Genomic DNA, 14,652 nt, shown 5'->3' on the forward strand with positions numbered 1-14,652 from the left:
TATTTAGAATTAGTTACTGCGAACAGAAACAAACTCTGGGTAGGCTTCAATACCACAATCGTGTTGATCCATCCCGTTTAGCTCCTCTTCTTCGGTTACACGTATACCCATTGCTTTGTTAAGCACAGTCCAAACAATAAATGATGCTACAAATACAAAGGCAAGAATACATACTAGACCTATTAGCTGATTAACATAGCTTGCGTCAGCATTGGTTAGCGGTACCAACATAATGCCTAATGCACCGCACACACCGTGTACAGAGATTGCACCTACAGGGTCATCAATCTTAACTTTATCGAGAGCAACAATACTAAATACAACCAAAGCCCCCCCTAGTAAACCTAATAAGCAAGCCATTACTGGTGATGGTGAAAGAGGGTCTGCGGTGATAACAACCAAGCCTGCTAATGCGCCATTTAATACCATAGTTAAATCTGATTTACCCCAAAGTACTTTACACACAAACAGCGCAGCAATAGCTCCCATTGCAGCTGCGGCATTAGTATTTAGTAATATTTGACCTACCGCTGTTGCATTTTCTTTATCAGAAAGCAGTAATTGAGAACCACCATTAAAGCCAAACCAGCCCATCCATAGTATGAACGTACCGAGTGTAGCAAGGGGCAAGTTTGAACCTGGAATTGGGTATATTTCACCATTTTTACCGTATTTCCCCTTACGAGCTCCCAAAATTAAAACACCTGCTAGTGCGGCGGCAGCACCTGCGCCATGCACGATTGCAGAGCCTGCAAAATCAACAAAGCCCATTTTAGATAAAAAACCACCGCCCCATGTCCAATAACCTTCAACAGGGTAAATAAAGCCAGTCAGAACAACAGCAAATGCTAAAAAGGCCCATAGTTTCATACGTTCAGCAACAGCACCTGACACAATCGACATGGCAGTTGCAACAAAAACGACTTGAAAGAAAAAATCAGACTCTAAAGAATGATTTGCATCAGCAGCTTGTGTACCAATTAAAGCACCTATTGAGGGAATTAAACCGCCTTCAATATTGTCTACATACATAATGTTGTAGCCAACTAATAAAAACATCGTACATGCTATTGAATAGAGCGCGACATTTTTAGTCAAAATTTCAGCGGTGTTTTTAGAGCGAACTAAACCCGCCTCTAACATCGCAAAACCTGCTGCCATCCACATTACTAATATACCTGATATTAAAAAATAGAAGGTATCGAGTGAGAATTTTAATTCTATTATTGTATTTTCCATGATGCCTCCTTAAATCGCTTCTTCGTCAAGTTCGCCTGTACGAATACGAACAATTTGATCTAAGTCGTATACAAAAATCTTGCCATCACCGATCTTACCTGTTGATGCGATTTTAGTAATTGCCTCTACAACACGCTGGCAGTTTTCAGTTCGAGTTGCAATTTCAAGTTTAATTTTAGGAATAAAATCAACTTGATACTCTGCACCACGGTATAACTCTGTATGACCTCGTTGACGCCCAAAACCTTTTACATCAACGACGGTCATTCCTTCAATCCCTAAATCAGCAAGTGCTTCACGCACATCATCTAATTTAAATGGTTTTATAATTGCACTAATCATTTTCATAGCGGCCCCCTCGGACTCTTTATTGTTATCCTATTGACTAATACAATCCAACCTTTATGCCAGTATTTTATATTTAATTTAAACAACAACTTAAGGATAAAAATAAAAATAAAATCAAAAAAACGCACCATTTAGGTGCGTTATATTAACAATATAGCTACATTGGTGCGTAAACTAACCTCGCACTAAAAAGCTAACTAAATATTATGCGATACAATTACGACCTTTGTTTTTAGCTTTATACAAAGCACTGTCGGCCGTTCGCATAGCATCAGTTAAACTGGTATTTTGAAACTCAGCTAAACCAATGCTTATAGTAATAGTGCAAGACTTGTCACTGATAGAAAAATCATAACTCGCCATTTTTTTTCTAAATGCTTCTAAATATTCTCTGCCCTTTGTTAGTTCGATTTCAGGTAAAATAATTGCAAACTCCTCACCGCCTACTCGCGCAACTATAAAGTTAGAGAACGTAGAACGAATAAGTGAACCTACTTGTTTTAACGCCTGATCTCCACCTTCATGACCAAATTTGTCATTAATATTTTTAAAAAGATCAACATCAAGTAAAGCGAGCGTATTATTTTGATTTCTATTTTTTAATAGCTTTTCCGCATATTGATAAAAATAACGGCGATTATACAAACCCGTTAAATCATCTCTAAAGGCACTTTCTTTTATATCTGCAATTAATGAAAGCTGCTCCATTGTTTGCAATACTCGACAGTGGAACTCTTCATTCATAAACGGTTTAGTCAAAAAGTCGTTTGCGCCATATTTAATAAATCGCGCTGATAAACCATGCTTGCCCGCACCTGACAAACCAATAATAGCTAAATCATCACGGCCTCTAAAATGACGAACCGCTTTAACAAGTTCAAAGCCATCCATTACAGGCATAGCATAGTCAGTCATTAACAACTTTATCTCTGGATCCGCTTTTAATAGATTAAGCGCTTCTTGGCCATCATTAGCTACGGTTACATCAAACAATTGTTTTTCTAACATTTGCTTCATTAATGAGCGGCTCAGCATTGAATCATCGGCAATAAGCGCTTTGCACCCTTGGTTTCTTAGCAATTGCGCCACAAGCTTTACGGCATAATGATAAGAATCACGATTATCCTTAATTACGTAATCAACAACACCAAGTTCAAGCATTTGCTGGCGTTTGTATTCGTCAATTTTAGACGTAAGTACAACTGTGGGGATTTTTTTAGTCAAGGTGTACTGCGCAACTTCACCATGAGGCGCATCTGGTAGGGTCAAATCAACTAAAGCGAGTGAATAATCATGTTTTTCTACATAGCTTTTACATTCAGCTAAAGACCAAGCAAAATCAATAGCGACATCAAGGTACTGTGCAGTTAAGTGGCGTAAAACCTGCTGTACTACTTTACTGTCTTCAACCACTAATACTCTTTGCATAGTTCTTCTCTTTACTTTGGTTAACTTTATACCGTCAGTAACAAATATAAAATAATCGCATTTCATTTTTGCAGCTAAAATAGCAAAAACTCGTGAATAATAAACATCCTGCTAAGCATTGTTATATTGCGCATTAAAATTAAAGCGAATTCCATTAGATTTGATTGGTAATAGTTTGCAAACTCTAAATACAAACTACTAGGGTCTGTTGAACTTTGCGGATTAAAATTTGTTCAAACTAGGGGCTATTTAATCGCGGCGCGAGGTTTGCAACCTAGTGGGCTAAGTAAAAACCGAGCAACAAAGAGTAAATAGCCCCTAGGAAGAACCCTTTGGGCAGCGCCTGTTTGGCATTGATGCTGCGTTATCGCCTATTTATGGGGAATAACCACACTACATAGGCGCTGTCTTGCCTAAATACCAAACAGACTGCTGCAAATTTAACCTTGAAAGTTCAACAGACCCTAATAAATATACCTGATTTTTACGATTAGCTAAATAAGTAAACAGAAAACAGCCTTTTTTAAACGTATTATCTTTACTTAACTAGTAATATCGACGACTAGTCTCAATACTTTTGTTATTTTGCTCATTATTATCTTTAATAGCTTATCAACAATAATTAGGAAACATCATGAAGCTTAATCGTATTATCAGTTTATCGATAACTGTGATTACATTAATACTCAGTACCGCCTCTCTTGCAAGTAACGAACGCCGCATCGACATTGATAGCAAAGTAATAACCCAACACAAAGCGAATATAAACGGTCAACGCTTTACCTATACAGTAGCAACTGGCACACAGCCTGTTTGGGATGATAAAGACAACGCTGTTGCAACACTGCAATACACTTATTACACGCGCGACAAAGTAGATGATAATACAACACGCCCATTACTTATTTCCTTTAATGGTGGACCGGGTTCTGCCTCAGTCTGGATGCATCTCGCTTATACTGGCCCTCGTGTCTTAAAAATCGATGATGAAGGCTACCCAATCCAACCTTATGGCGTAAAAAACAATCCTTACTCCGTACTTGATGTTGCCGATATTGTGTATGTAAACCCAGTTAATACTGGCTACTCCCGCGTACTGGAAAACGATAAAGGCGAGCTTCCTACTAAAGCAAAACAAAAAGAGCTATTTTTTGGTGTTAACGCCGATATTAAATACCTTGCAGAGTGGCTCAATACATTTGTAAACAGAGCTGAACGATGGCGTTCACCTAAATTTTTAATCGGTGAAAGCTATGGTACAACACGTGTATCAGGCCTTGCTCATGAGCTTCAAAATAGTCAATGGATGTATATAAATGGTGTTGTACTTGTATCGCCCACAGATATAGGCATAAAACGCGACGGGCCAATTAAAGCAGCTAACCGCCTGCCTTATTTTGCAGCTACGGCTTGGTACCACAAAACACTTAAAACCGATTTACAAGCTAAAGACTTAGACGAGTTACTCCCCGAAGTAGAGCAATTTACAATCAACGAATTGATCCCAGCATTAGCGAAAGGCGGGTTTATTGCCGCAGACGAAAAGCATCGCATTATAAAGAAAATGGCCGATTATGCAGGCTTGTCAGAGAAGTTTGTTAAACAAAACAACTTAGATATTCCAACTCAATTTTTCTGGAAAGAGCTACTGCGCGATCGCGGTCAAACAGTCGGTCGCCTAGACTCTCGTTATTTAGGAATAGATAAACGTGATGCGGGTGAGTCTCCAGATTATTGGGCCGAACTGACTTCGTGGTTACACTCATTTACACCAGCAATAAATCACTATTTACGTGACGAGCTAAACTATAAAACTGATGTAAAATACAATTTATTTGGTAATGTCCATCCATGGGATAGAACGGGTAACAATACTGGCGAAAACCTGCGTTTAGCAATGGCACAAAACCCATATTTAAATGTAATGATTCAATCAGGCTACTTTGATGGTGCAACTAATTACTTTGATGCTAAATATACATTGTGGCAATTAGATCCAAGCGGAAAAATGAAAGACCGTTTAAGCTTTAAAGGCTATAGAAGCGGACACATGATGTATCTTCGTCATGCAGACCTTAAGCGCTCAAATAATGACTTGCGCGACTTCATATTAAAAGCCTTGCCTAAAGAGGCTCAGGCAGCAAAATATTAATCGTCAATTTATAAATGGCTCTGCTTTGAGCCATTTTTTTTTACAGTTGATCACGTTTAAAAATTAAATATCCTGTTCTGTACAGCCGTCCCCCTATTTTTGTAAGTAATTTAAGTAAACTTGAAAATAATTCGAGGTTGTAAAACCTTGCCTACTCAGTACTTAAACATGCTCCTGCTTCAATTACAGGCTCCTTTGCTTGATACTTTTTATGGGCCAGCATATCGCGTAAATTAAAAAGGGTTTTAAAAACACTATTGAGCCCTACTTTATTGTTAACCCAAGTAGGAATAATTCCACCTGGCAATGCGTAAACCTGATAAACGATATTTAAACTACCATTGTGTTGAGTTAACAACCAATGTGCAGTTAAGGTTTCGATTCTGACCACATTTTTATAAAGTGGCAGCTCATTTAGATGCGCTTTAACAACAAGTAAACTTTGTTGCGGGGTTAATTGTGAGTAACACGAATAGGTTACAACATCTCTATTCGCTATTGGCCATGGAGAGTCAAAGTAACTATATACAATATTTTCTGAAGGGCTTAACGTTTTAATGACACGTACTTTGGAGACATTTTCTACCCAGTGCGGAGCTACATTTGTATCACTGAGTAATTCTAAAAAGTCCTTTGCAGATACGTACTCTACATCCACCTCACCTTTAACTTCAAACGTGTTATCGCTGTGACTTTGATAATGTACACTCACTCCTTGCTTATTTTTATACTCTTGCCATACAGGCTCTGAGTAAACGTAAAAGCATTGAGTTAAAAGCACAATGCCTACGCACTTTTGAATTAAGTTGATATTACAAAAGTGCGTTACTCTCATTTTTGCCAATAAGGGTCTTTATCAAAAGACGCAAGCCGGCTTTGTTCCATAGCGCTGACTAAGTATTCAGATTTTTGCTCAAGCCAAGATTGAATCTTAGCAAGCTGCTCATCTTCCTGACCCGCGCATAGCTGCTTTAAATACTCTAGCGTGCTCAGCTCATACATACCATGGGAAATATCTAACCAAGGCAGTCGAAACTCTAACCGCTCTTCATTATCAAATAAAGAGCCTAAACAATTACCGCTCAGTAGGCTATTTTCTAACTGCATTCGCAAACTCAAATAATCAGTTACGTTGAGTGTTTGCTCTTTAGGTAATAAGTGATGAAGGTTTTTCCAGTCTTTATTAAACAACCGATTTGCAATTGATAAAACCGGCTTTTCTGAAGCTTGAAGCTCAACTTGGCCCCAATCTTTACGCCATTGTTTATCTATCAGCCAAGTTGTTAGCGATAGCAGTAAACGGTTATAACGCGCACTGTGAAATAGCGCATTAATATCATCAATGCTTGGCTGTAATTCTTTTAAATCATTAATAACTTGAGCTAAGGCAGGTGCTGCATTTATCTTTTTGTAAAATGCATGACGTTTAGATGTGTATGTTTTTAATTGAATCGCATTTTCTACCCATGCTAATTCACTCAATAGCCACTTAAGTTCAGTACGTAAATACTCGGTATTTTCTTTAGAAACAATATCGTCGTATAACCAAAACGTATGGCGAATTAAGCTAATGCCGTCCGTCACTCTTTTTAGCGTTTTTAAACTTGGTTTATCGAAGTAACACTGTTCGTGTTTTTGCACAAACCGAATGCCAAAATTCATCGCTTCCATCAATGCTTTTTCTTGGCTTGATGTATTCGTTAACTGCACAAACCCAATTGACTTACTTGGTTTTAAAGGTTTATCGTCTGCAAGTCGATACCCACGAGCTGCTTTTGAATATAACCCTAAGCGGATGCAACTTTGACTTACTAACTTATCCGCTAAAGCGAATAACTCATTTCGACTACCTTCAATTAACTCAATTTCAAGTTCACTAATAACCTCTATCTGGCCGGCTGCTGCAATCTCCCCCTTGTCGAGTACCACTTCAATTTTCCCGCCAGTCTCTGTTTCAATTAGCCATGTACGACGAATAAAGTTAGTACTAAAAATAGGGTATAAATTTTGCGAGATTGAACTAACTTGCATGCCATGAGGCCATATATCAACATTGAACGCCATCAAATTAGGGCGGTTTGAGTCAATAGGCAGGTTATACTCAGGTCGTTGATGCAAACCACCAACGACCTCGCCTGCAAGCTTTATAGTTTGCTCACATTGGCTATCTGCACAACGGGTCCTGAAACCAATATCAAGGGCTCTAAGTTCACGACTCGGCGTGTCGTAGTATGCATTTTGCAAACTGCGCGAGGGCTTATTAATAACAGTTTTAGCAAATTGAGTAATTAGCGAGGGGATCAGTGGAATTACGGCATCTGATACCAAAAACTTCAGTTCTATCTCAGTATCCATTCGGTCTGCGGATTACCTTTAAAATAAATAAGTGCTCAAAATAAACAAAGCACACACACAATGCAAATTTTTTAGCCTTATTTTGCCATCAAAATAGGGGCAGAGTTACAATATCTACCTTGCTATTACGTTATTTAATCCATACTATCTAGTTACTTATGTGACATAAAATCACGTTTATAACGGACACAGCTAGATCAACAAGGTAGATAAATGCTAAAACATTGTTTATTAGGGCTACTTTTAACAGCCACCACATTCATGAGTTACGCGCAAGAAGCACAAGATACAAACTCAACGGATGAAAATACCGCCTATATTATCGATAACTTATACACTTTTATGCGCTCAGGGGCGAGTAAAGACTATAGATTACTTGGCTCTGTAGACGCGGGAACAAAATTAACTGTGTTATCTGGCGAAGAAAATGGCTTTATAAAAATTAAAGATGATAAAGAGCGTGAAGGCTGGATCGAAACTAAATTTGTGACTAAAACAGCAGGCTTAAAGCAACAATACAAGGTATTGAGTGACGAAATAAGCAATATACAAGAAAACCTGCGTACTGCTCAAATTAAATTACCGCAGTTACAAGAACAAAATCAGGCTTTAACAGATCAAAACCTACAGCTGTCTGAGCAAATTGCTCAATTAAAAGCGACGTTAGAACAAGAGCGGGCTCAAAAAGAATCTGTCAGCGCCCAAGAGAAGCGCCAATTACTGACTTATGGTAGTGCGATTGCTTTCTTAGGCTTATTTTTAGGTATCATTTTAACAATTGTACTATCGCGTCGTAAACGTTACGAAGGCTGGGCATAAAACGTAATTAATGTTCGGGGTAAAATAACCTGTATATTTTACCCCTATTAGTTACCTATCAAATATCAATTAGTAATCCCTTATCTTCTTTTATTTTTTCAATAACCATATAAGTATGGTGCGTACCTACGCCCGGAATATCGACTAAGTCACCCAAAACTTGCCTATACTCTTCCATATTAGACACTCGTATTTTTAATAAGTAATCATAGCCACCAGCAACCATGTCACATTCAACAACTTGTTTAATTCTTATAACATGCTCTCTGAACACCTTAAATACAGCGGTATTTGAGGCAACAAGTGATATTTGCACATGTGCCACTAAACTTTGGTTAAGTTTTGCTTCACTTAACTTGGCGTAGTAGCCTTCGATGTAACCATCTTGCTCTAATCGTTTTACACGATCAAGGCATGGGCTAGCGCTCAAATTAACCTGCTTTGCGAGGTTAACATTAGAAATTCTGCCGTTCTTTTGGAGAACGTCTAATATTGCTAAATCGATGCGATCTAACAGCCGTAATCTATTTGGAATTGTCATAACAGAATTTTATGCGGATAAGTTAAATTTATGCCCTGTAAATTATCGTAAAACGCGAAATTTAACCAGCATATTCTGCTGAAATTTAATTAGAATGCACACATTATATCACTGGTAATTTATTGGTAATTAATTTTACTTTAAATCTTAACACTCCTGGGAGTTGCTTATGTTATTCAAAGGCGATTTAACAACACACTGTCCTATCAGACAAAAAATTCGTGACTTTTACCGCATTGATGAAAATGCGGTTATTGATCATATTTTACCGCTTGCAGAAGTCGGTGTAAAAGCACGAAGTCGTGCATGGGAAAGAGCTCGCCAGATTGTTTTAAACATTCGTAAAGAACAAGATGGGCAAGGCGGTGTTGACGCGCTTTTAAATGAATTTTCACTATCAAGTGAAGAAGGCGTTGTATTAATGTGTTTGGCTGAAGCCTTACTTCGCGTACCAGATAAAGCAACTCAAGAAGTTCTGATCCGCGACAAGTTAGCAAAAGGTGATTGGAGCTCTCATTTAGGAAGCAGCGATTCTTTATTTGTAAATGCGTCGTCATGGGGATTATTAGTAACCGGTAAAATGGTTAACTACACAGATAAAACGAAAGAGCAGCAGTTTGGCATGCTTAAAAGAACCATTGGTCGTTTAGGTGAACCGGTTATTCGTAAATCTGTAAATTTTGCTATGAAAATTATGGGTAAGCAATTCGTTATGGGTCGTACCATTGACGAAGCAATTGAACGTGCTGCCGATACAGAGCAAAAAGGCTATGTATATTCTTACGATATGCTAGGCGAAGGCGCGCGCACAATGAAAGATGCGACGCGCTACTTTGACAGCTACATGAATGCAATACACGCAATTGGTAAAGCAGCAAACGGCCGCGGCCCAATTAAGAGCCCTGGTATTTCAGTTAAACTTTCAGCTATTCATCCACGTTATGAGTTCACTCATAAAGATCGTGTAATGGCAGAAATCGTACCTAAGTTAAAAGAGCTTGCGCTTGCTGCTAAAAAATACGATATCGGCTTTACGGTTGATGCAGAAGAAGCTGATCGCTTAGACATCTCTCTTGATGTAATTGAAGCCGTATTTAGCGATACAGACTTAGGCGATTGGCAAGGGTTTGGTTTAGCGGTTCAAGCGTATCAAAAGCGCTCTATTTTCGTTATAGAGTGGCTAACAGAACTTGCGACCCGAGTGGGTCGTAAAATGATGGTACGCCTAGTTAAGGGTGCTTATTGGGATACAGAAATCAAAACCACACAACAAGATGGTTTAGAGCATTTCCCTGTATTTACGCGAAAAGCCACAACCGATGTTTCTTACAAAGCATGTGCAATTAAAATGCTTGAAGCGCGCGGCGTGCTTTACCCGCAATTTGCAACCCACAACGCTTACACGGCAGCTACTATTTTAGAAGTTGCAAAAGGTGATAACACCGGCTTTGAATTCCAACGCCTACACGGTATGGGTGAATCATTATTCGACCAAATCGTCACCGAGGAAAAAATTCAGTGTCGCGTGTACGCACCTGTTGGCCAACACGAAGACCTACTTGCATACTTAGTACGTCGTCTCTTAGAAAACGGCGCTAACTCCTCCTTTGTAAATGCCATTGTTGATACAACAAAACCGGTTGAGTCATTACTGCCAGATCCAGTAGAAACACTGCAGGGCCTGCGTAACAAGTACAATACGCAAATCAAAATGCCGATTGATTTATACGGTGAAGAACGTGCTAACTCTAAAGGCATGGATTTAACCGATATAAACGTTATCACCCCTTTCAAAGAAAATCTTGAATGTTGGTTTAACGAACATCTCATTGAGCAAAGTCAAGTACCTGAAGGCTCACTGGCTGTTAAAAATCCAGCGAATCATAAAGAAATTATCGGTCACGTTAAATTACAAACTGGCGAAGAGATGAAAGTGCTATTGGCTAACGCTGAAGCGGCTTTTGAATCGTGGTCACAAACACCGGTGAAAGAACGTGCAAATTTACTGCGTCGTGTTGCTGATATTTTAGAGCGTCATCACGACGAACTAGTCGCTATCTGTATTAAAGAAGCAGGTAAAGTAGCACAAGATGGTATTGATGAAGTACGTGAAGCGGTTGATTTTTGTCGTTACTACGCAGCGCGTGCTGAGGAGTTATCGCAAGATGAACGCTTTGAAGCCCGTGGCGTTATTCTATGTATTAGCCCGTGGAACTTCCCGCTTGCAATATTCTTAGGGCAAGTTGCCGCTGCGATTGTTACAGGTAACACTGTAATTGCTAAGCCTGCAGAGCAAACAAGCTTAATTGCCCTTCGTGCAATTGAACTTATGCTATCAGTTGGCTTACCTGAACATGTTGTTCAACCTGTTATCGCTCGCGGTAGTGAAGTCGGTAAGGTGATTGTGCCAGATGAACGCATTCAAGCAATTATGTTTACCGGCTCGACAGAAACCGGGACGTTAATTTCGCAAACGCTGGCTGCTCGTAACGATATTCAAGTACCGCTAATTGCAGAAACTGGCGGTCAAAACTGTATGATTGTTGACTCAACAGCACTTCCTGAGCAAGTTGTTGACGATGTAATTAGTTCTGGCTTTCAAAGTGCAGGTCAACGCTGTTCGGCTCTTCGTGTTTTATTTATTCAAGAAGACGTAGCTGATGGCATAATCGATATGCTAAAAGGGGCACTTGCTGAACTGCATATTGGCGACCCATCGTTACTATCTACCGATGTAGGTCCTGTGATTGATGAAAAAGCACTTAAAAACCTAAACGATCATGTTGAGTACCTAAAAGGTAATGCGACGCTTCATTACGAGTGCAAAATTCCTGATAACACACAAAATGGTGCATTCTTTTTTGCGCCTCGCTTATACGAAATTAAAGACCTATCGGTACTTAAACGTGAAGTATTTGGCCCATGTGTTCATATTATCCGCTTTAAATCGAACGAGCTTGATAATGTGATGGATCAAATAAATAATACAGGTTACGGCTTAACAATGGGTGTGCATTCGCGTATTGAAGAGCGCTGTGAGTACTTAGCAAAAATGTCACGTGCAGGTAACGTATACATTAACCGCAACATGATTGGCGCTATCGTTGGTGTGCAACCGTTTGGTGGCCGTGGTTTATCTGGTACTGGCCCTAAAGCCGGCGGTCCTAACTATCTACAACGTTTAGTAAAAGAAAAAGCATCACCAGATAACGTGCAAATGACGAACCTAACGCCTGACGAGCTTGATTTACACCACTACAGCGGTGCAAATGAGCAAGTTAAAAAGCTAATGGCTAACTCAATGCGCGATGAAAAAATCTGGCGTGCAACACCACTAAACGACCGTGTTTCGGCTGTGCGTCAGTTACTAGCTAAAATTGCAACAGTAGAGATCATAGACGACTTAGCAGACGATTTAGCATTAACATTATCTGAAGCACGCGCTCAGCTTAATCGCCTTGAAAAGCACATGCGTAAATTTACTACTCTTCCAGGGCCTACAGGTGAGTCTAATACTCTTCATCTAGAAGCACGTGGTTGCGTAGTATGTTATGCGGATAAGAGTACATCATTTAACTTCTGGGCACTGTCTATTATTACTGCCATAGCTGCAGGTAACACAGTAATTACAGTAGCGTCTGAGTTATTTTATGATGAAGCCGTTGCCTTTAAAGATAAGTTTATCTCGACTGGCGTTGCTGAGGGCGTTTTCCAAGTAGCCAAACCTAATCAGTTACAAGCTATCTTGGCGCACCCTCATTTAGCAGGTGCCGTAGTGGCTGCTCGTTCGTCTCGTTTTGGCTACTTTAGCCAACAACTTGCACAACGCAAAGGCGCTATTTTACCCGTGATTAGCTCAGAGTATTACGATACGCTAATTAAGCGTCTTATCACTGAAAAAACGATCAGTATTGATACAACGGCATCAGGTGGTAATACATCACTAATGACGCTTGTTGAAGACGATGAATAATTAGCTTAAAGCTAGGGCGTGTTGCTCTTTGTGGATTGAAATTTGTTCAATCTAGGGGCGGTTGAATCGCGGCGCGAGGTTTGTAACCTAGTGGGCTAAGTAAAAACCGAGCAACAAATAGTCAACCGCCCCTAGAAAGAACCCAAAGGGCAGCGCATGTTTGGCACTTACGCTGCGTTATCGCCTATTCATGGGGAACACCACACATCATAGGCTCTGCCTTGCTTAAATACCAAACAGTCTGCTGTAAACTCAACCACCAAAGATCAACACGCCCTCATCCATAACCATTAAAAAAGGCATCATTTGATGCCTTTTACTATATAAAAGTATTATTCTTTGCTATTTTATATATAAATAAACCATTGAGTTGTTAATTTGAAAATTGTTCCTATTTCACAGTTACTCCCTGGTATGTTTGTACAAAGTGTCACTAAACAAACAGGTCGTATTAAAATAAAAAACCAAGGCTGGGTTAAAACTCAAGCCGGCATTGATAAACTTAAAAAAGCAGGTATTTTAGAAGTCGAAATAGACCCTGATAAAACACTCACCGAGTCAGTCCCCGAAAAACAACCACTTGATATCCCTACTCCAATTAAAAAACGCGATCCTTGGCAAAAAGTACACAGTGCAGAACAAGAAATGGGGAAGGCCAAAAAACTATACGACGAAGCTAGAACGCTACAAACTAAAGCGTTTAAAGACATAAAAGCAGGTCGTGATATAGACATAACCCCTTTTAGAGAACTTGCCAGTGGCTTTATAGATTCTGTATTTAGGAATCAAGATGCGCTTGCATGCCTTACGCAAATGCGCCAAAAAGATGCTTACTTACTTGAGCACTCTATTAATGTTTCAATTTTAATGAGTATCTTTGCAAAACATTTAAATATAGAAAAGGACATAATAGAAGAGCTAACTACTGGCGCACTTTTGCACGATATAGGAAAAATAAAAATTCCTGATGAAGTACTTAATAAGCCAGGACGTTTTACTGAAGCTGAGTTTGAGATAATGAAAAACCACTCACTGTTTAGCAAAGAAATTTTAGAAGAAGCAGGACTAACAGGTATTGCTGTTGATATTGCAGGTATGCATCATGAGCGGCTAGATGGTAAAGGTTATCCATTTGGTAAAAAAGGCGAAGAGATAAGCCAATATGTACGAATGGCTTCTATTGTTGATGTGTATGATGCACTCACTGCAGAGCGAGTATATAAAGCAGGAATGGAGCCAATAAAAGCATTTAAAATATTAAAAGACGGCTGCCCTGATAGCTTTGACCCTGTATTACTGAATAAATTTATTCAGTGTATTGGCATCCATCCTGTAGGTACTCTGGTGAGGTTATCAAGCCAAAAAATTGGGTTAGTTACCGAAAGCAACCCTGCGACACCTTTAAAGCCCGTCGTTAAAACGTTCTACAGTGCTAAACATAGTCGCTACACTGAAATAAAAGATATAGATTTAGCAAGTAAAAGGACCTTGGATTCACTTGAGTCTGCGGTTAAGGCTAAAGAATATAATATTGATATAGAACGTTTTTATAAAAATACGATTCTATCTTAAATTAATTTTGCTACTTCAAAGTAAAAACATCTATGAAGTAGCATACAGCCATTATACTAATTGTATTAAATTAGTGAACTATTATAGCGATACGAAAATAGCTCAATAACAAGACTAAAATTATGACATAGTGTTGTTATCAATAATTGCTCCGCGCATTGCTCCCCCTCCTGCATCCATACAGTCGGCAATAAATAATTTTTAACATAATTAGTGAGTTATTTA

General features: G+C 39.1%; 10 protein-coding genes. 4 read left to right on the forward strand and 6 right to left on the reverse strand.

Features of this window, described 5'->3' with window-relative positions; translation table 11 throughout:
- Window positions 1-9 precede the first annotated feature (9 nt).
- The 3 genes from PALI_RS10955 to PALI_RS10965 form a co-directional block, all read right to left on the reverse strand.
- The gene (locus tag PALI_RS10955; RefSeq protein WP_193155846.1) at window positions 10-1,239 is read right to left on the reverse strand and encodes an ammonium transporter; all 1,230 of its coding nucleotides are present in this window, start codon (window positions 1,237-1,239) and stop codon (window positions 10-12) included.
- A 9-nt stretch (window positions 1,240-1,248) separates the two neighbouring features.
- Window positions 1,249-1,587 (reverse strand): P-II family nitrogen regulator, encoded by a 339-nt coding sequence (locus PALI_RS10960; RefSeq protein ID WP_004587162.1) that lies wholly within the window; start codon window positions 1,585-1,587, stop codon window positions 1,249-1,251.
- A 204-nt stretch (window positions 1,588-1,791) separates the two neighbouring features.
- Complete coding sequence (locus PALI_RS10965) at window positions 1,792-3,015, reverse strand: response regulator (RefSeq protein ID WP_077538810.1); 1,224 nt, start codon at window positions 3,013-3,015, stop codon at window positions 1,792-1,794.
- Window positions 3,016-3,649: 634 nt separating this feature from the next.
- On the opposite strand from PALI_RS10965, the gene PALI_RS10970 reads away from it, so the two are divergent.
- Window positions 3,650-5,167: a S10 family peptidase gene (locus tag PALI_RS10970; protein WP_193155847.1), complete on the forward strand. Its 1,518-nt coding sequence runs from the start codon at window positions 3,650-3,652 to the stop codon at window positions 5,165-5,167.
- A gap of 151 nt (window positions 5,168-5,318) precedes the next feature.
- Here PALI_RS10970 and PALI_RS10975 read toward each other — a convergent pair whose 3' ends face one another.
- Window positions 5,319-6,002, reverse strand: coding sequence for an START domain-containing protein (locus PALI_RS10975; protein WP_193155922.1), 684 nt, complete (start codon window positions 6,000-6,002; stop codon window positions 5,319-5,321).
- Entirely contained in the window at window positions 5,999-7,522 is a 1,524-nt protein-coding gene (locus tag PALI_RS10980) for a CYTH and CHAD domain-containing protein (protein WP_182701595.1), read from the reverse strand. Before PALI_RS10980 ends, PALI_RS10975 begins: the two co-directional genes overlap by 4 nt.
- Before the next feature lie 213 nt (window positions 7,523-7,735).
- On the opposite strand from PALI_RS10980, the gene PALI_RS10985 reads away from it, so the two are divergent.
- Window positions 7,736-8,341: a TIGR04211 family SH3 domain-containing protein gene (locus PALI_RS10985; protein WP_193155848.1), complete on the forward strand. Its 606-nt coding sequence runs from the start codon at window positions 7,736-7,738 to the stop codon at window positions 8,339-8,341.
- Window positions 8,342-8,399: 58 nt separating this feature from the next.
- Here PALI_RS10985 and PALI_RS10990 read toward each other — a convergent pair whose 3' ends face one another.
- On the reverse strand, window positions 8,400-8,882 hold the full coding sequence (locus PALI_RS10990; RefSeq protein ID WP_193155849.1) for a winged helix-turn-helix transcriptional regulator: 483 nt from the start codon (window positions 8,880-8,882) through the stop codon (window positions 8,400-8,402).
- Between the two features lie 169 nt (window positions 8,883-9,051).
- Between PALI_RS10990 and putA the strand changes: the two genes are divergently transcribed.
- Entirely contained in the window at window positions 9,052-12,855 is a 3,804-nt protein-coding gene (gene putA, locus PALI_RS10995; protein ID WP_193155850.1) for a bifunctional proline dehydrogenase/L-glutamate gamma-semialdehyde dehydrogenase PutA, read from the forward strand.
- A gap of 378 nt (window positions 12,856-13,233) precedes the next feature.
- Window positions 13,234-14,427 carry an HD-GYP domain-containing protein gene (locus PALI_RS11000; RefSeq protein ID WP_193155851.1) on the forward strand — a complete coding sequence of 398 codons (1,194 nt, stop codon included), beginning with the start codon at window positions 13,234-13,236 and terminating at the stop codon, window positions 14,425-14,427.
- The last annotated feature ends 225 nt before the right edge of the window (window positions 14,428-14,652 follow it).

Source organism: Pseudoalteromonas aliena SW19 (assembly GCF_014905615.1).
Classification (GTDB): domain Bacteria; phylum Pseudomonadota; class Gammaproteobacteria; order Enterobacterales; family Alteromonadaceae; genus Pseudoalteromonas; species Pseudoalteromonas aliena.

Coding starts and splice junctions, on each gene's coding strand:
- PALI_RS10985 (WP_193155848.1), top strand. CDS start 7,736: ATGCTAAAACATTGTTTATTAGGGCTACTTTTAACAGCCACCACATTC.
- PALI_RS10955 (WP_193155846.1), bottom strand. CDS start 1,239: ATGGAAAATACAATAATAGAATTAAAATTCTCACTCGATACCTTCTAT.
- PALI_RS10990 (WP_193155849.1), bottom strand. CDS start 8,882: ATGACAATTCCAAATAGATTACGGCTGTTAGATCGCATCGATTTAGCA.
- PALI_RS10960 (WP_004587162.1), bottom strand. CDS start 1,587: ATGAAAATGATTAGTGCAATTATAAAACCATTTAAATTAGATGATGTG.
- PALI_RS10975 (WP_193155922.1), bottom strand. CDS start 6,002: ATGAGAGTAACGCACTTTTGTAATATCAACTTAATTCAAAAGTGCGTA.
- putA (WP_193155850.1), top strand. CDS start 9,052: ATGTTATTCAAAGGCGATTTAACAACACACTGTCCTATCAGACAAAAA.
- PALI_RS10970 (WP_193155847.1), top strand. CDS start 3,650: ATGAAGCTTAATCGTATTATCAGTTTATCGATAACTGTGATTACATTA.
- PALI_RS10980 (WP_182701595.1), bottom strand. CDS start 7,522: ATGGATACTGAGATAGAACTGAAGTTTTTGGTATCAGATGCCGTAATT.
- PALI_RS10965 (WP_077538810.1), bottom strand. CDS start 3,015: ATGCAAAGAGTATTAGTGGTTGAAGACAGTAAAGTAGTACAGCAGGTT.